At 72.0% G+C, this 21270-nt stretch carries 19 protein-coding genes and 1 tRNA gene; 8 read left to right on the top strand and 12 right to left on the bottom strand.

The window, feature by feature from the left end; all coding sequences use genetic code 11:
* Window positions 1-496: 496 nt before the first annotated feature.
* The gene (locus R4Z63_RS12630) at window positions 497-1264 is read left to right on the top strand and encodes a LuxR C-terminal-related transcriptional regulator (RefSeq protein WP_037925185.1); all 768 of its coding nucleotides are present in this window, start codon (window positions 497-499) and stop codon (window positions 1262-1264) included.
* Here R4Z63_RS12630 and R4Z63_RS12625 read toward each other — a convergent pair.
* Complete coding sequence (locus tag R4Z63_RS12625) at window positions 1223-1720, bottom strand: MarR family winged helix-turn-helix transcriptional regulator (protein WP_037925187.1); 498 nt, start codon at window positions 1718-1720, stop codon at window positions 1223-1225. The two genes, R4Z63_RS12630 and R4Z63_RS12625, sit on opposite strands and share 42 nt — an antisense overlap.
* Window positions 1721-1881: 161 nt before the next feature.
* Here R4Z63_RS12625 and R4Z63_RS12620 point away from each other — a divergent pair, with 161 nt between their 5' ends.
* Window positions 1882-2739, top strand: coding sequence for a trans-aconitate 2-methyltransferase (locus R4Z63_RS12620; RefSeq protein WP_384450144.1), 858 nt, complete (start codon window positions 1882-1884; stop codon window positions 2737-2739).
* Between the two features lie 2 nt (window positions 2740-2741).
* On the top strand, window positions 2742-3131 hold the full coding sequence (locus tag R4Z63_RS12615) for a VOC family protein (protein WP_384450147.1): 390 nt from the start codon (window positions 2742-2744) through the stop codon (window positions 3129-3131).
* 124 nt (window positions 3132-3255) lie between these two features.
* On the opposite strand, the gene R4Z63_RS12610 is transcribed toward R4Z63_RS12615, so the two are convergent.
* Window positions 3256-3924 (bottom strand): TetR/AcrR family transcriptional regulator, encoded by a 669-nt coding sequence (locus R4Z63_RS12610; protein ID WP_236647765.1) that lies wholly within the window; start codon window positions 3922-3924, stop codon window positions 3256-3258.
* On the bottom strand, window positions 3924-4904 hold the full coding sequence (locus R4Z63_RS12605) for an acyl-CoA desaturase (RefSeq protein ID WP_384456590.1): 981 nt from the start codon (window positions 4902-4904) through the stop codon (window positions 3924-3926). The genes R4Z63_RS12610 and R4Z63_RS12605 overlap by 1 nt, the downstream gene beginning before the upstream one ends.
* 375 nt (window positions 4905-5279) lie before the next feature.
* Here R4Z63_RS12605 and ppc point away from each other — a divergent pair, with 375 nt between their 5' ends.
* Complete coding sequence (ppc, locus tag R4Z63_RS12600) at window positions 5280-8048, top strand: phosphoenolpyruvate carboxylase (RefSeq protein WP_052031121.1); 2769 nt, start codon at window positions 5280-5282, stop codon at window positions 8046-8048.
* An 85-nt stretch (window positions 8049-8133) separates the two neighbouring features.
* On the opposite strand, the gene R4Z63_RS12595 is transcribed toward ppc, so the two are convergent.
* The 6 genes from R4Z63_RS12595 to R4Z63_RS12570 form a co-directional block, all read right to left on the bottom strand.
* Window positions 8134-8439 (bottom strand): LAVTG motif-containing sortase-dependent surface protein, encoded by a 306-nt coding sequence (locus R4Z63_RS12595; protein ID WP_384448049.1) that lies wholly within the window; start codon window positions 8437-8439, stop codon window positions 8134-8136.
* A gap of 98 nt (window positions 8440-8537) precedes the next feature.
* A complete protein-coding gene (gene pth, locus R4Z63_RS12590) occupies window positions 8538-9128 on the bottom strand; it encodes an aminoacyl-tRNA hydrolase (protein WP_384448046.1) in 591 nt (196 codons plus the stop codon).
* Window positions 9129-9227: 99 nt separating this feature from the next.
* The gene (locus R4Z63_RS12585) at window positions 9228-9809 is read right to left on the bottom strand and encodes a 50S ribosomal protein L25/general stress protein Ctc (protein ID WP_384448044.1); all 582 of its coding nucleotides are present in this window, start codon (window positions 9807-9809) and stop codon (window positions 9228-9230) included.
* A 189-nt stretch (window positions 9810-9998) separates the two neighbouring features.
* Window positions 9999-10976: a ribose-phosphate diphosphokinase gene (locus R4Z63_RS12580; RefSeq protein ID WP_037925196.1), complete on the bottom strand. Its 978-nt coding sequence runs from the start codon at window positions 10974-10976 to the stop codon at window positions 9999-10001.
* Between the two features lie 133 nt (window positions 10977-11109).
* Complete coding sequence (gene glmU / locus R4Z63_RS12575) at window positions 11110-12555, bottom strand: bifunctional UDP-N-acetylglucosamine diphosphorylase/glucosamine-1-phosphate N-acetyltransferase GlmU (protein WP_037925198.1); 1446 nt, start codon at window positions 12553-12555, stop codon at window positions 11110-11112.
* Window positions 12556-12662: 107 nt separating this feature from the next.
* Window positions 12663-12737: transfer RNA gene (locus R4Z63_RS12570), tRNA-Gln, on the bottom strand.
* 334 nt (window positions 12738-13071) lie between these two features.
* On the opposite strand from R4Z63_RS12570, the gene R4Z63_RS12565 reads away from it, so the two are divergent.
* Entirely contained in the window at window positions 13072-14349 is a 1278-nt protein-coding gene (locus R4Z63_RS12565) for a sensor histidine kinase (protein ID WP_384448040.1), read from the top strand.
* A gap of 75 nt (window positions 14350-14424) precedes the next feature.
* On the opposite strand, the gene R4Z63_RS12560 is transcribed toward R4Z63_RS12565, so the two are convergent.
* On the bottom strand, window positions 14425-14937 hold the full coding sequence (locus R4Z63_RS12560) for an SUKH-3 domain-containing protein (RefSeq protein ID WP_384448037.1): 513 nt from the start codon (window positions 14935-14937) through the stop codon (window positions 14425-14427).
* 2 nt (window positions 14938-14939) lie between these two features.
* Complete coding sequence (locus R4Z63_RS12555) at window positions 14940-15500, bottom strand: YwqJ-related putative deaminase (RefSeq protein ID WP_384448034.1); 561 nt, start codon at window positions 15498-15500, stop codon at window positions 14940-14942.
* 230 nt (window positions 15501-15730) lie between these two features.
* On the opposite strand from R4Z63_RS12555, the gene R4Z63_RS12550 reads away from it, so the two are divergent.
* The 3 genes from R4Z63_RS12550 (at window position 15731) to R4Z63_RS12540 (ending at window position 20337) form a co-directional block, all read left to right on the top strand.
* Complete coding sequence (locus R4Z63_RS12550; protein ID WP_078556797.1) at window positions 15731-16726, top strand: SMI1/KNR4 family protein; 996 nt, start codon at window positions 15731-15733, stop codon at window positions 16724-16726.
* A 7-nt stretch (window positions 16727-16733) separates the two neighbouring features.
* Window positions 16734-19322 carry an SUKH-4 family immunity protein gene (locus tag R4Z63_RS12545; RefSeq protein ID WP_491522539.1) on the top strand — a complete coding sequence of 863 codons (2589 nt, stop codon included), beginning with the start codon at window positions 16734-16736 and terminating at the stop codon, window positions 19320-19322.
* Window positions 19323-19476: 154 nt separating this feature from the next.
* Complete coding sequence (locus R4Z63_RS12540; protein WP_384448028.1) at window positions 19477-20337, top strand: DivIVA domain-containing protein; 861 nt, start codon at window positions 19477-19479, stop codon at window positions 20335-20337.
* Between the two features lie 40 nt (window positions 20338-20377).
* On the opposite strand, the gene R4Z63_RS12535 is transcribed toward R4Z63_RS12540, so the two are convergent.
* Complete coding sequence (locus R4Z63_RS12535) at window positions 20378-21220, bottom strand: hypothetical protein (protein ID WP_384448025.1); 843 nt, start codon at window positions 21218-21220, stop codon at window positions 20378-20380.
* Window positions 21221-21270 lie beyond the last annotated feature (50 nt).

Here is a 21270-nt window from a genome sequence, read left to right as displayed (position 1 = left end):
CGCGTCGGCCGACCCGTCCGTGCGGCGGTCGCGCCGGACCCGGGCGCCCGGCAGGGGCGCCCGGGTCCGGCACGCGCCCGCTGGGGGCGTGTGGGGCCGAGCCGTGCGCTGCGGCCGTGCGCAGCGCGCGGGCGCCCGGCGTGCACGCGCCGGGTGAAATGCCCCCCGTGCACCTGCCAGTGGCACGCGCCCGTGCGCCGGGCGTCCCACAGCCGCCGGTTCAGGCGATTTCAAGCCACGGCTGAGCCCCCGCGGAAGCCGCACCCCCGAAATCTGCGGGGAAAACTTCTGCTATTCGGCCAACTGCGAGCCGCCCCCGGCCCTACGCTGATGCGTGACACCGGTGGGGGCCGGTGTTGATTCAGGGGTCGAGACACGTCGGGTACGTCGTCCGGTCCGGGGTAGTGCAGATATGTCTCGGCGGCGGCCGGGCTGCGGATCACCCGGTCCTGGCGCCGTACCCGCCGTCGTCCGTTCCCCTACCCTTGGGGGTTTTGTGGTTCGTATCCGGGTTCTCGTCGTCGACGATCACCGCATCTTCGCCGAATCGCTCGCAGCCGCGCTCGCCGCCGAACCGGACGTGGACGTGTCCGCGGCCGGCAGCGGTCCCGCCGCGCTGCGCTGCCTCGAACGCGCGGTGGCCGAGGGCCGCCGTTTTGACGTCCTGCTGGTCGACGCCGACCTCGGCGCGGTCGCCGGGGCCGTGCCTGCCCAGCGGGAGCCGGGGGCCGGGCCGCCGCAGCCCGGCTCGGACGGGATCGCGCTGGTGGCCGGGGTGCGGGTGGCCCACCCCGGGGTCCGCACCGTGGTCCTCGCCGAGCGTGACGACCCACGTCGGGCCGCTCTCGCCCTCCAGGCCGGAGCCTCGGGGTGGGTGGCCAAGGACTGCTCCCTCTCGCGCCTGCTGGCCGTCGTCCGCGGGGTCCTGCGGGAGGAGACCCACCTCCCGCCCGCGCTGCTCACCGGAGTGCTGCGGGAGCTGACCGCGGCGCGCAAGCACCGCACGGACAGCGAACGGCTCGTGGAGTCCCTCACCCCGCGCGAGCACGAGGTGCTGCGCTGCATGGTGGCGGGGCTGGGCCGCAAGGACGTGGCGGCGCGGCTGTTCCTGTCCCCGCACACGGTCCGCACCCACATGCAGAACGTCCTGGGCAAGCTCGGTGTGCACTCCACGCTGGCCGCGGTGGCGCTGGCCCGGCGGGCCGGCGTACGGCCCGCCGACCTAGCCGGGGATGTTGTCGAACGGAGCGGTCAACTGGCGTAGCAGTCCGGCGAGATCGCCGCGCTGACTCTGCGAGAGCTGGGCCAGGATCGCCCGTTCCTGGGCCAGCAGCCCGGCGAGGGCCTGGTCGGCGCGGTCCCGCCCCTCGGGCGTGAGCCGGACCAGGACCCCGCGGCGGTCGCTGGGGTCCGGGAGCCGTTCGACGAGGCCCTTCTTGGCGAGCCGGTCGATGCGGTTGGTCATGGTGCCGGAGGTGACCAGGGTCTGGGTCAGCAGCTGGCCGGGGGAGAGCTGGTAGGGGGCGCCGGCGCGGCGCAGCGACGTCAGGACGTCGAACTCCCAGGGTTCCAGGCCATGCTCGGCGAAGGCCAGCCTGCGGGCGCGGTCGAGATGGCGCGCGAGCCTGCTGACGCGGCTCAGTACCTCGAGCGGTTCCACGTCGAGGTCAGGGCGCTCCCGCCGCCATGCCGCCACCAGTCGGTCGACCTCGTCCTCCATGCCGATCAGTGTAAGGGGTCTGTCGATGTGAAGTCTCTTCATCCCAAGTATCTCGATTGCGAGCATCTTGATATCGAGATATAAATGAACTGAGCATGGGGCATGGAGGGGGCCGGAACGGATTCCGCTTCCGATCGCCCCGCCAGCAGGGAGGCTCGAACATGTATTCCGATACCGTGCGTGCAGGGACCCCCACGTCCACCGCGCATCCCGCGCCCACCTGGGACCCCCAGCAGTACCTCCGGCACGCGGGCCACCGCACACGGCCCTTCCTCGACCTGCTCACCCGCATACCCGAGCTCCCCACCAGCCCCGCCCGCATCGCCGACCTCGGCTGCGGCCCCGGAAACGTCACCGCTCTGCTCGCCACCCGTTGGTCCGAGGCCTCCATCACGGGGTTCGACCTCTCGCCGGAAATGCTCCAGCGTGCCACCGAGCAGTACGCCGGCCCCACCGCCGGCGGCGGCAGCCTCGACTTCCGCCACGGCGACATCGCCGGCTGGCTCCCCGAGGAGCCCTACGACCTGATCGTCTCCAACGCCGCCCTCCAGTGGGTTCCCGGTCACCCCGGCTCGTTCGGCGCCTGGATCAACGGCCTGCGCCCCGGCGGCACCCTCGCCTTCCAGATCCCCGGCAACTTCACCGCCCCCAGCCATGCCCTGCTCGCGGAGCTCTGCGACACCCCGCGCTGGCGGTCCCGCCTCGCCGGCCACGGCGCCCGCTACATCCACCTCCTCGAACCCGCCGAATACCTCGCCCGGTTCACCGAGCTCGGCTGCACCGCCGACGTCTGGGAGACCACCTACCACCAGCTCCTGCACGGACCCGACCCGGTGCTCGACTGGGTCAAGGGCACCGCCCTGCGACCCGTCCTCACCGCTCTCGGCGACGACCGGAAAGCCGTCGACGCCTTCCTCACCGAATACCGTGACCGGCTCCGCACGGCCTACCCGAGCGGGCCGCGCGGAACCGTCTTCCCGTTCCGAAGGATCTTCGCCGTAGCCCGCAAGGAGGCCTGACCATGCTCACCGCAGTCGACCACGTCCAACTCGCCGCGCCGCCGGACTCGGAGGACCGGCTCCGCGCCTACTACGCCGATGTCCTGGGCATGACCGAGATCCCCAAACCGCCCGTCCTCGCCGCCCGCGGAGGTTGCTGGTTCGCCGCCGGCCCCGTACAGCTGCACCTCGGCGTCGAGCAGGACTTCCGGCCCGCCCGCAAGGCGCACCCCGGACTGAGGGTCACCGGCATCGCGGAGTACGCGCGCAGACTGGAGGAGCGGGGCGCCAAGGTCGTCTGGGACGAGAACCTCCCGGGCCACCACCGCTTCTACTCCGAGGACCCCGTCGGTAACCGGCTGGAGTTCCTGGAACCCTTCGACACGGGCACGGACGGCACGCCCGACCGGTAGGCACCACCGCACGACACGACGGCGCCTCGTCACCGGATCACCGGTGACGAGGCGCCGTCGTACCCCCAGGGGCGGGCCTCACCGGATCCGGTCCCGGTCGCGGCCCCGGTCCGCAGGGAAATCCCTAGCTCTTGCGGCGGCCCACCAGCTGCGGCTTCGACTCCAGCCCGTCCAGCCCGTGCCACGCCAGGTTCACCAGATGCGCCGCCACCTCGGCCTTCTTCGGCCGGCGCACATCCAGCCACCACTGCCCCGTCAGCGCCACCATCCCGACCAGCGCCTGCGCGTACAGCGGAGCCAGCTTCGGATCGAAGCCCCGGGCCTTGAACTCCAGCCCCAAGATGTCCTCCACCTGCGTGGCGATGTCGCTGATCAGCGACGCGAACGTACCCGTCGACTGCGCGACCGGGGAGTCGCGCACCAGAATCCGGAAACCGTCCGTGTACGACTCGATGTAGTCCAGCAGCGCGAACGCCGCCTGCTCCAGCAGCTCCCGCGGATGCCCGGCCGTCAGGGCCCCCGTCACCCCGTCCAGCAGCTGGCGCATCTCCCGGTCCACGACGACCGCGTACAGCCCCTCCTTGCCGCCGAAGTGCTCGTACACCACCGGCTTGGACACCCCGGCCTTCGCCGCGATCTCCTCCACCGACGTGCCCTCGAAGCCCTTCTCCGCGAACAGGGTCCGGCCGATGTCCAGCAATTGCTGGCGCCGCTCCGCGCCCGTCATCCGGACCCGGCGGCCACGCCTGGGCTTGTCGCTGCTGGAACCACCGTCGATCGCCACGTTCCCCATCATGCCGCGTTCGGCCGGTTTTCCCTGCGCCGGGCATCGATCCGGGACGCCGACGGCCACCGGACGTCCGTGGCCCACCCCAGCTGCTCGAACCAGCGGATCAGTCGCGCACTCGAATCCACCTGCCCCCGCAGCACACCGTGGCGCGCCGACGTCGGATCCGCGTGGTGCAGGTTGTGCCACGACTCACCGCACGACAGCACCGCCAGCCACCACACGTTGCCGGACCGGTCCCGCGACCTGAACGGCCGCTTGCCCACGGCGTGACAGATCGAATTGATCGACCACGTCACATGGTGCAACAGCGCCACCCGCACCAGAGAACCCCAGAAGAACGCCGTGAACGCCCCCCACCACGACATCGTCACCAGCCCTCCCACCAGCGGCGGAAGCGCCAGGGAGAAGATCGTCCACCAGATGAAGTCCCGCGAGATGCGCCGGATCGCCGGATCCTTGATCAGATCAGGGGCGTACTTCTGCTGATCCGTCTGCTCCTCGTCGAACAGCCACCCGATGTGAGCCCACCACAGGCCCTTCATCAGCGCCGGCACCGTCTCACCGAACCGCCAGGGCGAATGCGGGTCACCTTCGTGGTCCGAGAACTTGTGGTGCTTGCGGTGGTCCGCGACCCACCGCACCAGCGGACCCTCCACCGCCATCGACCCCATCACCGCGAGCACGATCCTCAGCGGCCGCTTCGCCTTGAAGGAACCGTGCGTGAAATAGCGGTGGAACCCGATGGTGATCCCGTGGCAGGCCAGGAAGTACATGAACACCATCAGGCCCAGGTCCAGCCAGCTCACCCCCCAGCCCCAGGCCAGCGGCACCGCCGCCAGCAGCGCCACGAAGGGAACGGTGATGAACAGCAGCAGGGCGACCTGCTCGATCGACCGCTTGTTCTCGCCGCCCAGCGTCGCGGACGGCACAGGAGTCTGCGAGGGCGCGGAGGCACCCTCGATCAGATCGGGACTTGTGGTCATGGGTGTGTCCCCTGGGGGGTGAGGGAAGTCGGCAGGCACGCCGGTCACGCAGACCCTACGGGCCCGTAACCTACGGCATCGTAAGTATGGCAAAGCCCGGGCCCCGGACAAGAGGAGCGCGACCAGGACAACCGGAGCGCAGCCGCGCCCCCCACCGGCCGCCGAACCCCCGGCGACTCGGCCAGTGAGACGTTTGCCCAGGCACACGCATCGGACACCTATCCTGTTCCCCGTCGGACAGCGCGGTCCGCACGGGCAGCCCGAGCCACACCTCAAGGGCGGCGGTCCCCCGGACGGAGTCCGGAAGGGGCCACGCCGCGCACGGCCGGGAGCCCACCGCCCAGTAGCGCTCGAACACTGCAAGGAGCCGCACCTGTGAGCAGTGCTGACAAGGCCCCCCTGGCCACCCAGCAGGCCCCCGTCACCCCGGCCGCCACCGCCAACGCGGAACTGCGCGCGGACATCCGCCGCCTCGGCGACCTCCTCGGGGAGACCCTCGTACGCCAGGAAGGCCAGGACCTGCTCGACCTCGTCGAACGCGTCCGAGCCCTCACCCGCACCGACGGTGAAGCCGCCGCAGCCCTCCTCGGCGACACCGACCTGGAGACCGCCGCCAAGCTCGTCCGCGCCTTCTCCACCTACTTCCACCTCGCCAACATCACCGAGCAGGTCCACCGCGGCAAGGAACTGCGCGCCCACCGCGCCACCGAGGGCGGCCTCCTCGCCCGCACCGCCGACATGCTCAAGGACGCCGACCCCGAGCACCTGCGCGAAACGGTCAAGAACCTCAACGTCCGTCCCGTCTTCACCGCGCACCCCACCGAGGCGGCCCGCCGCAGCGTCCTCAACAAGCTGCGCCGCATCGCGGCCCTCCTGGAGGAACCCGTCACCGGCGCCGGCGACCGCCGCCGCCACGACCTGCGCCTCGCCGAGAACATCGACCTCGTCTGGCAGACCGACGAGCTCCGCGTCGTCCGCCCCGAGCCCGCCGACGAGGCCCGCAACGCCATCTACTACCTCGACGAACTCCACGCCGGCGCCGTCGGCGACGTCCTGGAGGACCTCGCCGCCGAACTGCGCCGCGTCGGCATCGAACTGCCCGCCGGCACCCGCCCCCTCACCTTCGGCACCTGGATCGGCGGCGACCGCGACGGCAACCCCAACGTCACCCCCGACGTCACCCGCGACGTGCTGATCCTCCAGCACGAACACGGCATCACCGACGCCCTCGAACTCGTCGACTTCCTGCGCGGCCTGCTGTCCAACTCCATCCGCTACACCGGAGCCACCGAGGAACTCCTCGCCTCCCTCCAGGCCGACCTCGAACGCCTCCCCGAGATCAGCCCCCGCTACAAGCGGCTCAACGCCGAAGAGCCCTACCGGCTCAAGGCCACCTGCATCCGCCAGAAGCTCCTCAACACCCGCGAGCGCCTCGCCAAGGGCATCCCCCACGAGGAAGGCCGCGACTACCTCGGCACCTCCGAGCTCCTCACCGACCTCACCCTCATCCAGACCTCCCTGCGCGAGCACCGCGGCGGCCTCTTCGCGGACGGCCACATGGACCGCACCATCCGCACCCTCGCCGCCTTCGGCCTGCAGCTCGCCACCATGGACGTACGCGAACACGCCGACGCCCACCACCACGCCCTCGGCCAGCTCTTCGACCGGCTCGGCGAGGAGTCCTGGCGCTACGCCGACATGCCGCGCGACTACCGCCAGAAGCTCCTCGCCAAGGAACTCCGCTCCCGCCGCCCGCTGGCCCCCACCCCGGCACCCCTCGACGCCGCCGGCGCCAAGACCCTCGGCGTCTTCGCCGCCGTCAAGGACGCCTTCGAGAAGTTCGGCCCCGAGGTCATCGAGTCCTACATCATCTCGATGTGCCAGGGCGCCGACGACGTCTTCGCCGCCGCCGTCCTCGCCCGCGAAGCCGGCCTCCTCGACCTCCACGCCGGCTGGGCCAGGATCGGCATCGTCCCGCTCCTGGAGACCACCGACGAGCTCCGCGCGGCCGACGTCATCCTCGACGACATGCTCGCCGACCCCTCCTACCGGCGCCTGGTCTCCCTCCGCGGCGACGTCCAGGAGGTCATGCTCGGCTACTCCGACTCCTCCAAGTTCGGCGGCATCACCACCAGCCAGTGGGAGATCCACCGCGCCCAGCGCCGGCTGCGCGACGTCGCCCACCGCTACGGCGTCCGGCTGCGCCTCTTCCACGGCCGCGGCGGCACCGTCGGCCGCGGTGGCGGCCCCTCCCACGACGCGATCCTCGCCCAGCCCTGGGGCACCCTCGAAGGCGAGATCAAGGTCACCGAACAGGGCGAGGTCATCTCCGACAAGTACCTCGTGCCCTCCCTCGCCCGCGAGAACCTCGAACTGACCGTCGCCGCCACCCTGCAGGCCTCCGCCCTGCACACCGCGCCCCGCCAGTCCGACGAAGCCCTCGCCCGCTGGGACGCGGCGATGGACACCGTCTCCGACGCCGCCCACGCCGCCTACCGCGCACTCGTCGAAGACCCCGACCTGCCCGCCTACTTCTTCGCCGCCACCCCCGTCGACCAGCTCGCCGACCTCCACCTCGGCTCCCGGCCCTCCCGCCGCCCCGACTCCGGAGCCGGCCTCGACGGCCTGCGCGCCATCCCGTGGGTCTTCGGCTGGACCCAGTCCCGCCAGATCGTCCCCGGCTGGTACGGCGTCGGCTCCGGCCTCAAGGCCCTGCGGGAGGCCGGCCACGAGGACGCCCTCACCGAGATGGGCGAACGCTGGCACTTCTTCCGCAACTTCCTGTCCAACGTCGAGATGACACTGGCCAAGACCGACCTGCGGATCGCCCGCCACTACGTCGACACCCTCGTCCCCGACCACCTGAGGCACGTCTTCACCCGCATCGAGGCCGAGCACGAGCTCACCGTCCGCGAGGTCCTGCGCATCACCGGAGGCGAGCAGCTCCTCGACTCCCACCCCGTGCTCCAGCAGACCTTCGCCGTACGCGACGCCTACCTCGACCCCATCTCCTACCTCCAGGTCTCCCTCCTGGCCCGCCAGCGCGCCGCCGCCGCCCGCGGCGAGGAAGCCGACCCGCTCCTCTCCCGGGCCCTGCTCCTCACCGTCAACGGCGTCGCCGCAGGCCTGCGCAACACCGGCTGACCCGGTCGCCGTACGTACCCGAAAGGGGGTCCCCCGCGCCCACCGGCGCGGGGGACCCCCTTTCGTCAGCCTCGTACTACGGGGCTCAGCCCTGGGCGCCCGAGCGGCGACGGCGGACCATCAGGAAGGCGCCGGCCGCGACCAACGCCGCCGCCATCGCGGCGAGCAGCCCGACCGGGGCGTCCGAACCGGTCTTCGCCAGGTCGCCCCCGGTCGTACCGCCGGAGGCCGGGGTCGACGCGGAAGGAGCGGGGGAGGACGCGGACGAGGAGGGCGATGTGCTCGCCGAGGACGACGGGCCTGCGCTCGTGCTCGCCGAGGTCGACGCCGAGGCCGACGCACTGGCACTGGCCGAGGTCGAGGCCGAGGTGGAGGCCGACGGCGCCAGCATGCTGACGCGACGCCGCCCCGGTCAAGAGCCAGATGTCTATCTTTGCTATGGTCCGACCCGCTCCGGGCCGCTTGTCCTATGTGAAGATGCCGGAACCGCTACCCGTTGTACGCCGACTGCGCGCGCTCCAGACCCTCCGAGACCAGGCACTCCACCGCGTCCGCCGCCCGGTCCACGAACCAGTCCAGCTCCTTGCGCTCCGTGGACGAGAAGTCCTTCAGCACGAAGTCCGCGACCTGCATCCGGCCCGGCGGCCGCCCGATGCCGCACCGCACCCGGTGGTAGTCCGCACCCATCGACTTGGTCATCGACTTCAGACCGTTGTGCCCGTTGTCCCCGCCGCCCAGTTTCAGACGCAGCGTCGGATAGTCGATGTCCAGCTCGTCGTGCACCGCCACGATCCGCTCCAACGGCACCTTGTAGAAGTCCCGCAGGGCCGTCACCGGCCCACCCGAAAGATTCATGAACGACATCGGCTTGGCGAGCACCACCCGCCGGTTCGCCGGCCCCGGCGGACCCATCCGGCCCTCGACCACCTGCGCCCGCGCCCTGTGCGCCTTGAACTTCCCGCCGATCCGCTCCGCCAGCAGATCGACCACCATGAACCCGATGTTGTGTCGGTTCCCGGCGTACTCCGCACCCGGATTGCCCAGACCCACGATCAGCCAGGGCGCCGCGTCGTCCGACATCAAAAGCTCCTTACCGCCTAGAACGAAGACGACCGCCGTCCCGCTCCAGTGGAGCCGGACGGCGGTCGGTCAGCAACTGCTGAGAGCGGGGGGCGAGGCTCAGGCCTCGGTGGCCTCGGCCTCGGCGGCCGGCTCCTCGGCCTGCGGGGCGACGACCTGCAGGACGGCGGTCTCGCCGTCGACGGCCAGGCTGGTGCCCGCCGGCAGCTTCAGGTCGGAGGCGTGCACGGTCGCACCGGCCTCCAGGCCCGCGATCGAGACGGTGATCTCGGTCGGGATGTGGGTGGCCTCGGTCTCGACGGAGACCGAGGTCAGCAGGGTCTCCAGCAGGTTGCCACCGGCAGCCAGCTCGCCCTCGGTCACGACCGGAACCTCGACGGTGACCTTCTCGCCCTTCTTGACGATCAGGAAGTCGACGTGGTTGATGACCGGCTTCAGCGGGTGGCGCTGCACGGCCTTCGGGATGACCAGCTCGGTGCCGTCGCCCGCGATGTCCAGGGAGAGCAGGACGTTCGGGGTCTTCAGCGCCATCATCAGGCCGTGGGCCTCGACGTTGACGTGCTTCGGGGCCGTGCCGTGGCCGTAGATGACACCCGGGGTCAGGGCGTCGCGGCGGGCCTGGCGGGCAGAGCCCTTGCCGAAGGTGTCGCGCAGGGTGGCGGAAAGCTTGACCTCGGACATGCTCACTCCTCGTGGGGTGACGGAAAACGGAACTGGAGTCACCCGGCCGAAACGGCCTGCTACGAAGAGCGCGTCGATAACGGAGTGCCCGCACACGAAAGTGCGGCCTCCCTCGCCGAGCAACTTCATGAGTCTACCCGGCGGGAAGGCCGCACTTCAAAAGGATCTACGCGGCGACCGCTCCTGCTGCTACTGCTGCTCCTCGAACAGGCTCGTCACCGAACCGTCCTCGAAGACCTCACGCACCGCACGCGCGATCATCGGGGCGATCGACAGCACCGTGATCTTGTCGAGCTCCAGGTCCGACGGGTCCGGCAGCGTGTTCGTGAAGACGAACTCGCTCACCTTCGAGTTCTTCAGGCGGTCGGCCGCGGGACCCGACAGGATGCCGTGCGTCGCCGTCACGATCACGTCCTCCGCACCGTGCGCGAACAGCGCCTCGGCCGCGGCGCAGATCGTGCCACCGGTGTCGATCATGTCGTCGACCAGGACGCAGACCCGCCCCTTGACCTCACCGACGACCTCGTGGACGGTCACCTGGTTGGCGACGTCCTTGTCGCGGCGCTTGTGCACGATCGCCAGCGGCGCGTCCAGCCGGTCGCACCAGCGGTCCGCCACCCGCACGCGGCCGGCGTCCGGGGACACGACCGTCAGCTTCGTGCGGTCCACCTTCGTGCCCACGTAGTCCGCGAGCACGTTCAGCGCCGAGAGGTGGTCCACCGGGCCGTCGAAGAAGCCCTGGATCTGGTCCGTGTGCAGGTCGACCGTCAGGATGCGGTCCGCGCCCGAGGTCTTGAGCAGGTCCGCCACCAGACGCGCCGAGATCGGCTCGCGGCCCTTGTGCTTCTTGTCCTGGCGGGCGTACCCGTAGGACGGGATGATCACGGTGATGGAACGCGCCGACGCGCGCTTCAGCGCGTCGATCATGATCAGCTGCTCCATGATCCACTTGTTGATCGGAGCCGTGTGGCTCTGGATCAGGAAGCAGTCCGCGCCACGCGCCGACTCCTGGAAGCGGACGTAGATCTCACCGTTCGCGAAGTCGAAAGCCTTGGTCGGCACGAGGCCGACTCCCAGCTGGTGCGCGACCTCCTCGGCCAGCTCGGGGTGGGCGCGGCCGGAGAAGAGCATCAGCTTCTTCTCGCCGGTCGTCTTGATCCCGGTCACAGCACTGTCTCCTCAGACGTGTTGAAGCTGCTCGCCCCCGTGTGCGTCCGTCCCGCACACGGTGAGCCAGCCGAATTGCGTGCGGCTACCACGGTACGCCGTTCGAGACGTACCTGTTTCCGGTCGGTTCACCTCAAGGGCGCCCGGAGTCCTCCGAGGCCGCCGACTGCGCAGCCGTGGCGGCGGCACTTCCCGGACGCTTGCGGGCGACCCAGCCCTCGATATTCCGCTGCTGGCCACGGGCCACGGCCAGCGCACCGGGCGGTACGTCCTTCGTGATCACGGACCCGGCGGCCGTGTAGGCCCCGTCCCCGATGGTGACGGGTGCCACAAACATGTTGTCCGAACCCGTCTTGCAGTGCGAGCCGACCGTGGTGTGGTGCTTGTGCTCGCCGTCGTAGTTCACGAAGACGCTCGCCGCGCCGATGTTCGTGTACTCGCCGATCGTCGCGTCGCCCACGTACGACAGGTGCGGCACCTTGGTGCCCTCGCCGATCGTCGCGTTCTTCATCTCGACGTACGTGCCGGCCTTGGCCTTCGCCCCGAGCGTGGTGCCCGGACGCAGGTACGCGAACGGTCCCACGCTCGCGTGCGGGCCCACGACCGCGCTCTCGGCCACCGTGTTGTCTACGCGGGCGCCCGCGCCGACCCGGGTGTCCCGCAGGCGCGTGTTGGGGCCCACCTCGGCACCCTCGGCGATGTGCGTGGCCCCCAGGAGCTGCGTGCCGGGGTGCACGACCGCGTCCTGCCCGAAGGTCACCGTCACGTCCACGAAGGTGCCGGCCGGGTCGACGATCGTCACGCCCGCGAGCATCGCCTGCTCCAGCAGGCGCGCGTTCAGCAGGGCACGGGCCTCCGCGAGCTGCACGCGGTTGTTGATCCCCAGGATCTGGCGGTGGTCGCTGCCCACGGCCGCGCCGACTCGGTGCCCGGCCTCGCGCAGGATGCCGAGGACGTCGGTGAGGTACTCCTCGCCCTGGCTGTTGTCGGTGCGGACCTTGCCGAGCGCATCGGCCAGCAGAGCGCCGTCGAAGGCGAAGACGCCCGAGTTGATCTCGCGGATCGCGCGCTGGGAGTCGGTGGCGTCCTTGTGCTCGACGATCGCGGTCACCGCGCCGCCGGCGTCGCGGACGATGCGGCCGTAGCCGGTGGCGTCCGGCACCTCGGCGGTGAGTACGGTGACGGCGTTGCCGTCGGCGGCGTGCGTCCGCGCCAGCCGGTCCAGGGTCTCCCCGGTCAGTAGCGGGGTGTCGCCGCAGACGACGATCACGGTGCCGTCGACCGGCCCGCCGAGCTCTTCGAGGGCCATCCGGACGGCGTGGCCGGTGCCGTTCTGCTCGTACTGGATCGCGGTGCGGACGTCGGCGTCGATGCCGGCGAGGTGCGCGGTGACCTGTTCCCGGGCGTGCCCGACGACCACGACGAGGTGTTCGGGGTCCAGCTCGCGGGAGGCGGCGACGACGTGACCGACGAGCGAGCGCCCGCAGATCTCGTGCAGGACCTTCGGTGTGGCCGACTTCATGCGGGTGCCCTCACCCGCTGCGAGTACGACGACGGCTGCCGGGCGGTTGGCGCTCACGGGTGTGCCCTTCGGCTTCGGGAGTGGACCCGTGAAGGATACCGGGGCGTCAACGCCGTGAAACGAGGACGGGTCCCGACCTCTGCGGTCAGGACCCGAAGGCGTTGTGGCTCCCCTGCCAGGGCTCGAACCTGGAACAAATCATCCAAAGTGACCCGTGTTGCCAATTACACCACAGGGGATAGTCAATGTGAGTGAACCGGACATTTCGTCACTTGGTTCAATCCGCGGACCCCACTATGCCGCACCCGGCGCCCTCAATGCGACGGTACAACGCGCAACCTGCGGACACGCGGACGATCGGGCATCCCCGGTACTCCGCCCCGGTGTTCTTCCGGAGAGGGGGGAGCGCGTCGTCGCCGGGGCGGCGCGGGATCCCGGTCACGCCCTCGATCGTCGTCCGGAATGCGGGACTCGAGTCTCATGATGCGGGTGGTTCGCTCGCGTCCGCGACCGCGTGCCGTCCGCCGGAATTCTGTCGGTGGTCTGGAGGGACGCCTGCGTACGCTGGACGGCATGACCAGTACGGGGGAAGTGGAAGGCCGTGCCGCGCCGCCTTTGTGGTGGGCGCGGCGCCGGGATGCCGTGATGGACGTGGCGTTGGCCGGCGTGTCCGCTGCGGAGTGCGCGTGGGAGGGGGTGTCCTTCGCCCACGACGCGGGGATCCCGGTGGCCGTCGGCGTGCTGTTCGGCGCCGTGGTGGGGTCCACGCTGGTGCTGCGGCGGCGCTGGCCGATCGCGGTGGTGCTGGTGGGGATCGCCGTGGCGCCGGCCGAAATGGGGTTCCTGCTCTCTTTGGCGGGCCTGTACTCGCTCGCCTCGTCGGAGGTGCCCCGGCGGATCACGGCCGCGCTCGCCTCGATGTCGATGGTCGCGACCTTCGTCGTGATGTACCTGAAGACGCGGGGGGACGTGGAGGTCGGTCCAGCGTTCGTGGTCGCGCTGTCCGGGTTCGTCGCGGTGACGCTGACCGTGCCGCCGGTGCTGCTGGGGCTCTACGTCGGGGCCCGGCGCCGGTTGATGGAGAGCCTGCAGGAGCGGGCCGACTCGCTGGAACGGGAGCTTTCCCTGCTGGCGGACCGGGCCGAGGAGCGGGCCGAGTGGGCGCGCACCGAGGAGCGGACCCGAATCGCGCGGGAGATGCACGACGTGGTCGCGCACCGGGTATCGCTGATGGTCGTGCATGCGGCCGCGCTGGAGGCGGTGGCGGTCAAGGATCCCGCACGGGCGGCGAAGAACGCGGCGCTGGTGGGGGACATGGGGCGGCAGGCGCTGACGGAGCTGCGGGAGATGCTCGGCGTGCTGCGGGCGGCGCCGCCGAAGGCGGCCGTGGCGGCCACCGCCGCGCCGGTGGGTCCGGTGGCGCCGGTGGTGCCGGTGGCGCTCGTGGGCGGCGCGGACGAGGGTCCTTCGCTGGAGGAGATCGAGGCGTTGGTCGGCCAGTCGCGGGCGGCCGGGATGGCCGTCGAGATGGTCGTGCAGGGCGAGGGGGCGGCGTACGCGGCGGAGGTGGAGCAGACGGCGTACCGGGTGGTGCAGGAGGCGCTCACCAACTGCCACAAGCACGCTCCGGGGGCGCGGGTCGTCGTGCGGCTGGCGCACCGGCAGGGCGAGGTGGCGATGCAGGTGGAGAACGGGCCGTGCGAGGGGCAGGCCGACGCGGTGGGGCTGCCGAGCGGCGGGAACGGGCTGGTCGGCATGCGGGAACGGGTGCTCGGGCTGGGCGGCGTGTTCGTGTCCGGTCCGACGGACGCGGGTGGCTTCCGCGTCTCGGCAGTCCTCCCGCTCCGCTAGTGCCCTGGCCGGAAGGTGTACCGGTTCGCGGTGTCCCATGTGGTGCAGCGCACGGTGGAGGGCCGCAGCGTGGGGTTACGGCGCCGTGGTGAGGCGTGTCGGCTGGAGGCCGGTCAGGAGCAGGGTCAGGGCCTCGTCGAGCGTGGAGCCGAGGTACCAGTCGCCGGTGTGGTCGATGCCGTAGACGCGGCCTTCGCGGTCGAGGGCGAGGTGGGACCCCCCGTCGGCCTCGACGCCGAGGGGGCAGAGCTGAGTGGACAGGGCCCGCCCCAGGTCGGCGAAGGTGCGTGCGAGGTGCAGCCCGGTGAGGGGGTCGATCCGTACCGGGGTCGGGGCGATCTGCCGGCCGGGTCCGCGGGCGGTGACGGTGAGGCCGCCGAACTCCGCCCAGGCCTCGACGGCTGCGGGGAAGACCGTGTGCCGGTGGCCGGCGGGGGTGGTGTGGTCGCGGAGGGCGTCGGCCCAGTACTCGGCCTGCTTGGCGTCCCAGCGGCCCGGTTCCCAGCCGGCGGTCCGCAGCGCGGAGTCCACCGCGGCCGGGAAGCGGGTGGTCGAGGAGCGGTCGTAGGAAGCGGAGGTGGTGGTCATGGCTACTCGGCTGGGGTGAGGTCGACGGGACGTACGCCGAAGTGGGCGAGGAGGGCGTCGCAGGAGCGGCAGGGGGGTGCGTAGCTGCCGTGGAGGGGGTCGCCGTCCTCGCGGATGCGCCGGGCGGTGATCTTTGCGTGCTTGAGGGAGCGGCGGGCCTCGCCGGGCGAGAGGGGCTTGCGGGAGGCGCGCCGGGAGCGGGCGGCCTCGACGGCGGACAGGTGGCGGGAGAGCAGTATCGCTTCGGGGCACCGTCCGGTGAAACGTTCGCGCTGGCCGCTGGTCAGGGTGTCCAGGAAATCCTGGACGAGGGGGTGGAGCGCGGGTGCCTGGTCGCCCTTGCCGGCGGTGCCGGTGAGGGTCTCGCCGCGCACGGACAGCGCGGCGGCGACGGTGGGCAGGATGCCGTCCCGGCGGAAGCGCAGGACGGGTGGGGTGGGCCGGCCGTCGCTGCTGCTCCAGCGCAGGCGGGGGTCGCCGGTGTGGCCGCCCGCTTCGGCGGGCGAGCCGGCCGCGTCGGCGGTGCCGTCGCCCGGTTCCGTACGTGTTGCCGTGTTCTGCATGGTCGCGCTTTCCCTCCCGTGGCGGCGGTGGTGACCGCTTTCGCGCACGCCCCCGTGCTGCGGGGACAGCCTGCCAAATGTCATCTGTCATACGGAAGCGGGGTCGAATTTTCGTATCAATTCGGATGTTCCTGACCGTCGGGCTGGTGTGCGGGTCGCGGGCAGGGGAGCCTCTTGCCCCAGCGCATAGGCTGTGGTGAACCAGCCAGATCCAGCAGGGGGCTACCGCCATGACGACAGGTCGGCTCGGGCAGCAGGCCGCGCCACCCAACGCCGCTTACTCGGGGCAGGTCGTGCATTTCCCGGACCCGGTCCGGGCAGCTCGGCATCCCCACGGAGTGCGGATGGACGGCGCCGGGCATCCGGACTTCTCCGCCTACGCGCGTGCGGCGGTGGAGATCGCCGAACCGCCCGAGGGTTTCGGCGTGGACGAGTTGAGGCTGACGGACTACGTGTCCGCGAACGCGGCGATGAAGGCCGCGGGGCACGCGTTGTGGGACACCGTCGGTCCGGTGGCGACCCCGCACGGCTGGACCTGGCACCACGTTGCGGGTTCGCGGCGCATGGAGCTGGTCCCGGTCGAGGTGAAGGCGCTGCTGCGGCATCACGCGGGTCTGGCGACGGCTCCGGTGGACCACGAGAAGCGCGGGACGCGGCCGTTGCAGGAGGTGCGTCCGGTGCACATGGGGCTCCCGAAGTCCGTGGTGTCGGTGTCCGAGAGCCAGGTGCAGGGTGTCGAGGAGGACCTCGGCTATCGGCTGCCGGAGGCCTACCGCTCGTTCCTGAAGGCGGCGGGCGGCTGCGCGCCGGTGGGCGCCGGCCTGGACGTGGACCTGGGCCTGTTGGTGGACCAGCCGTTCTTCACGGTGCGTGAGGAGGCGGCGGTCAACGACCTCGTCTACGTCAACAAGTGCCTGCGCGACCACCTGACGAAGGACTACCTGTGCGTGGGCTTCGCGCAAGGCGGGCTGCTCGCGCTGAAGGTACGGGGCGAGGGCACCGGATCGGTGTGGTTCTCCCCGTACGACGACGCCCGCGACCGGGACGGATGGTCGGTCCAGGAGCGTGTGGAGCGGCTGTTGCTGCCGTGCGGCGTTGATTTCGACGCCTTTCTGGAGCGGTTGGCGGGCAACCCGCCGGAACTGGAGACGGTGGCCGGTCTGATGGTGGACGGCGGATTCGCACGTTCGGTTCCGGTGGCGCGTGCCGGTTCGGATGAAGGGTGACGGCGCGGTGGTGACGTTTGCGCAGGCGCAGGAGCGCGCCGAGGAGTGGATCAACGGGGACGTGCCCGCGTACCAGCACCGGGAGGTGCGGGTACGGGAGTTCGGGCTCGGGTTCGTGGTGTGGGCGGAGGACCGCGCGGCGGGTCCGGTGTCGGGGGGCGGCCGGCAGCGGCTGGTCATCGCCCGGGACAGCGGTGAGGTGACGTTGTGGCCGGGACTGCCGGTGGGCGAGGTGATCCGCCGGTACGAGGAGGAGTACGGGGCCGTGGCATCGGCCGCGGCTTCGGAGGCTTCCGTTCCGCCGCCGCGGATCGACTCGGAGCAGACGTCGTTCATGCTGAGTCCGCCGGAGTGGTTGCAGGAGGCGGCGGACCGGGCGGGGATCGCGCCCCGGCCGGCCGCGGCTTCGGTGCCGTCGTCCGGCTCCTCCGCGGCTCCGGCGGCGCCCGCCGCCACCGATGCGGGGGCGGGTGCTGGTCCGGTGTCCGACGCCGATGCGGCATCCGCACCGGAAGAGTCCGGTTCGGCGGCGGCTCCGGGCGCCGCGGACGCGGTGCCGTTGCGGCGCGGGGGCGAGATCCCGTACGAGCCGACGGCCAGTGACGGTGTACCGGCGACGGCGGCGGCCGTGCCGACCGGGGCCACGCCGTGGGCGGGTACCGATGTGAACTCCGGCTCGGACGAGGCATCCGTGCCGCTGCCGGCGACCGTGTTCGCGCCACCGCTGTCCGGGTCGGACCTGGAAGACGCGCCGCGGTCGTCCGGGGCCTCCGAGGCGAAGACGACCCTGATGCCGGGCGGCAGCCAGCTGCCGAGGACCGCCGTCGTGCCCGCGCTGGGGTCTTCGCCGCAGGAGATCGCGGACGCGCCGACGGACAAGGCCCCGGTCTCGCGGCCGGACGCGGAAGGGGACTCGGCCGCGTCCCGGCCTGCTGCGCCTTCCGGGCCTTCTGGTCCGCCGGCGCCTCCTGGTCCGCCGGGGGTTCCGGGGTCGTTGGGGCGTGGGTTGGATCATGCGGCGACGATGTTGGCGGGTCCTGCGGTGACGGGTCAGCCGCCGGCGCCTCCGGGTCCGCCGGGGGTTCCGGGTGCGGGTGGGTCGCAGTCTTCTGGGCCTTCTGGTCTGCCGGCGCCTCCTGGTCCGCCGGGGGTTCCGGGGTCGTTGGGGCGTGGGTTGGATCATGCGGCGACGATGTTGGCGGGTCCTGCGGTGACGGGTCAGCCGCCGGCGCCTCCGGGTCCGCCGGGGGTTCCGGGTGCGGGTGGGTCGCAGTCTTCTGGGCCTTCTGGTCCGCCGGCGCCTCCTGGTCCGCCGGGGGTTCCGGGGTCGTTGGGGCGTGGGTTGGATCATGCGGCGACGATGTTGGCGGGTCCTGCGGTGACGGGTCAGCCGCCGGCGCCTCCGGGTCCGCCCGGCGTCCCCGGTGCGGGTGCGTCGCAGCCTCCCGGCCCGCCGGGAGCGCCCGGTGTTCCCGGCGGGCCCGGTGCACCGGGTGCACCCGGTGACGGAGCCCACCACGCCGCGACGATGCTCGCGGGTCCCGGCGTACCGCAGCCCCCCGGTCCCCCCGGTCCGCCGCCCGGCGCGCCCGCGGGGCAGCCGCAGGCCCCGACGGGTGCGCCCACGGTCGGCCCCGGCTACCAGGCGGTCCTGCGCTACCGTGCGCCCGACGGTTCCGAGCAGCAGCTCATCCGCCGCTCGGCGCCCGGCACCCCGCACCCGGAGTGGCAGATCCTCTACGAGCTGCGCGCGATGAACGTGCCGCCGCAGCAGGTCCTGGAGCTGCACACCGAGCTGGAGTCCTGTGAGCTGCCCGGCGGGTACTGCGCCCGCATGATCCGGGAGACGTGGCCGCAGGTGCGGATCACCAGCGTGGCTCCGTACGGGCAGGACCACGCGGGCCGGCAGCAGGGCATGCGGCACCTGCTCACCCACCAGGGCGAACTGCACCAGGTCGCCGACGGTCCGGCGCGCCCCGCGCCGGTGCGTGCGCCGCTGCCGCAGGTTCCGCTGCAGCCGGCGATTCCCTTGGAGGCGATCGGGCAGGAGCTGGCGGCGGCGTTCGGTCCGCAGGGCGTGTTCCGTTTCGACCAGCGGGCGGTGTCCCGCCAGGGTGTGCCGGAGATCGTGGCGCAGACGCTGATGTGGGCGGGACTGCCGGTCGATTTCGGGCCGTTCTTCTGGGCGCAGGCGGTGCCGGGGCAGCCGGTGCCGACGCTGGCCGAGCTGGCGGCGCAGCGGCAGGTGCAGCCGGCGTCGGACGCGGGCTCGTACCTGGTCATCGGTAGTGATTTCGGCAAGGCGCTGTGCGTGCAGTACGGGACCGCGCACATCGTGGCGGTGCCGGTGGAGGGCGGTCCGGGCGGTGCTCCGGTGCCGCCGCAGTTCGTGAACTCCAGCCTGCCGCAGTTCGTGCGTTCGATGGCGATGCTGGGTCACATGTGGCGGTTGCGGCAGCATCTGACGCCGGAGCAGGCGGGCCGCTGGACCGTCGATTTCCAGGCGAATCTGGCGGGGCTCGACAGCGCGGCGCTGGCGTCGCCGGAGAGCTGGTGGTCAGTGCTGCTGGAGCAGATGTGGGACGGGTTGTTGTGACGTCCGCCGGATCGCGTGGTCGCGTGATCCGGTGAGTGGCCGGGTCGGGACCCTCGGAGGGGGCTCGGCCCGGCCATTCGGGCTTCAGGGGTCAAAATGGCGCATCCTTGACGGGAATCCCCGCGAGAGAGGCGCATCCAGGATGAGTGCACCCATGGCGACCGTGCGAGGTCGTGGCTACCGCATGGAAGAGGTCGACCGGTATCTCGCCCGGCTCTCCGGGAGCCGTGACGAGGCCTGGGAGCGGGTGGCGCGGCTGACGGTCCTGGCCAAGCAGATGGAGGCGGAGGCGGCGCGGCTGCGTGAGCTGGTGGCCGGGCTCGCCCCGCAGACGTACGACGAGCTGGGCGAACGCGCCCGACGGATCCTGCTGCTGGCGGAGGAGGAGGCCGAGGCCGTACGGGCGGAGGCGCGGGCGGACGCGTCCGCGACGCTGGAGGCAGCCGGGGCGCGTGCCGAGCGGGTGGCGGAACTGGCGCGGGGCGATGCGGAGGCGGTGCGCGGGCAGACCGAGGTCCGGGCGCGACAGGGGCTGTTGCGGGCGGAGCGGGAGGCAGACGACCTGCGGGCCGGGGCGCGCCAGGACGCGGCCGCGTGGCGGGCGGACGCGGCGGCGGTGCTGGCGCAGGTGCGGCGGCGGGCGGAGGCGGCGCGGGTGGAGCGCGAGCGGGAGCAGGGGGAGCGCTGGGAGGCGGCGGACCGCGCATTGGCGGTGCAGGGGGCGGAACTGGAGGCGCGCCACGCGGAGTCGGAGCGGCATGCGGAGTCCGGGCTGGCGGAGGCGCGGCGGGCGCACGCGCAGGCGGAGGAGGCCGCGCGGCACGGTCAGGAGGACGCGGAGGCGCGGGCGGCGGAGCTGGTGGCACAGGCGCGGGTGGCCCAGGAACGGATCGCGCGGGAGACGGAGCGGGTGCTGCGGGAGCATGCGGAGGCGCAGGAGGAGATGCGGGCGCACATGGCACATGTGCGGGCCAGTCTGTCGGCGCTGACGGGGCGGGCCCCGGCGGAGGGCTGAGACCGTCGCCGCGTCGCCGTGGTCGGGCCGCACCACGCCCCTAGCGGTCCGCGGCGGGCAGTGCCGGGACGGTGGGGCCCTCGTAGCGGTACGGGTCGCTGCGCAGGCCGCGGGCTGTGACCACCAGGGTGAAGGGTGGTTTCGCCGACGGCGGGAGGGTGGCCGTCAGGGCGCCGGTCAGAGGGTCGGGGCGTGCGTCCAGCGGGGTGTCGTCGAGGGTGAGGCGGGCTTCGGTGAAGCCGCCGCCCTCGACCGTGAGGCGGTCGCCGGAGACCGAGGCCGCGGTGATGACCGGGTTGGCCCGGGTGGCCAGCTTGTTGACGAGGTAGGCGCCGGCCGGTGCGCCCGTCAGGGCCCAGATTTCCTCGGGGAGGCGGGGGAGGCCCGCACCCACGTCGGCGAGGAAGAAGAGGACGACGTAGAGCATCGTGACCGCGCTGAAGGCGACGTACTGGAGGTCGACGAGGTCGGTGCGTCCGCTGTCGTTCGCGATGAGCTCCCGCAGCGGCCGGCGGCCCGACCGGGTCGGCGGGGCGGCCGGTTTGGCGAGGCTGCCGCGTTCCACGCGCAGGCCGACGACGGTCTTGGCGGCGATCATCGCCACGTACGGGCCGCCGAGCAGCGGCAGGTACACCGTGGCCAGTGTGGACAGCGGGCCGTCCGAGCCGCGGAACCAGCTCACGCCGCCGCCCGCGGTGAGGCCGTAGCCGAGGATGGCGAGCAGCAGCCAGACCAGGATCACCGTCCACGCCAGGGCGAGCGCGGTCGAGGTGGAGAGCCGGCCGTCGCGGCCGGTGACGAAGGCCGGGCTGGTGCGCAGCCGCAGGCCGATCGGGCCGGCCAGCGCGGCCAGTAACAGCAGTGCGTACAGTGCGGATGCCATGGTCTCCCCCGGATGACGGTGCTGCGTACGAGGGTCGCCCGCTGCCCTGG

It is taken from the genome of Streptomyces sp. PL-29, from assembly GCF_058344425.1.
The sequence above is the reverse complement of the archived record's forward strand: the minus strand, read 5'-3'. Positions and strand labels throughout refer to the sequence as shown.

Bases quoted from the DNA above. Each gene is read 5' to 3' on its own strand.
- R4Z63_RS12625 (WP_037925187.1), bottom strand. From the start codon at position 1,720: ATGGAGGACGAGGTCGACCGACTGGTGGCGGCATGGCGGCGGGAGCGC.
- R4Z63_RS12620 (WP_384450144.1), top strand. From the start codon at position 1,882: ATGTATTCCGATACCGTGCGTGCAGGGACCCCCACGTCCACCGCGCAT.
- R4Z63_RS12615 (WP_384450147.1), top strand. From the start codon at position 2,742: ATGCTCACCGCAGTCGACCACGTCCAACTCGCCGCGCCGCCGGACTCG.
- R4Z63_RS12610 (WP_236647765.1), bottom strand. From the start codon at position 3,924: ATGGGGAACGTGGCGATCGACGGTGGTTCCAGCAGCGACAAGCCCAGG.
- R4Z63_RS12605 (WP_384456590.1), bottom strand. From the start codon at position 4,904: ATGACCACAAGTCCCGATCTGATCGAGGGTGCCTCCGCGCCCTCGCAG.
- R4Z63_RS12595 (WP_384448049.1), bottom strand. From the start codon at position 8,439: ATGCTGGCGCCGTCGGCCTCCACCTCGGCCTCGACCTCGGCCAGTGCC.
- pth (WP_384448046.1), bottom strand. From the start codon at position 9,128: ATGTCGGACGACGCGGCGCCCTGGCTGATCGTGGGTCTGGGCAATCCG.
- R4Z63_RS12585 (WP_384448044.1), bottom strand. From the start codon at position 9,809: ATGTCCGAGGTCAAGCTTTCCGCCACCCTGCGCGACACCTTCGGCAAG.
- R4Z63_RS12565 (WP_384448040.1), top strand. From the start codon at position 13,072: ATGACCAGTACGGGGGAAGTGGAAGGCCGTGCCGCGCCGCCTTTGTGG.
- R4Z63_RS12560 (WP_384448037.1), bottom strand. From the start codon at position 14,937: ATGACCACCACCTCCGCTTCCTACGACCGCTCCTCGACCACCCGCTTC.
- R4Z63_RS12555 (WP_384448034.1), bottom strand. From the start codon at position 15,500: ATGCAGAACACGGCAACACGTACGGAACCGGGCGACGGCACCGCCGAC.
- R4Z63_RS12550 (WP_078556797.1), top strand. From the start codon at position 15,731: ATGACGACAGGTCGGCTCGGGCAGCAGGCCGCGCCACCCAACGCCGCT.
- R4Z63_RS12540 (WP_384448028.1), top strand. From the start codon at position 19,477: ATGGCGACCGTGCGAGGTCGTGGCTACCGCATGGAAGAGGTCGACCGG.
- R4Z63_RS12535 (WP_384448025.1), bottom strand. From the start codon at position 21,220: ATGGCATCCGCACTGTACGCACTGCTGTTACTGGCCGCGCTGGCCGGC.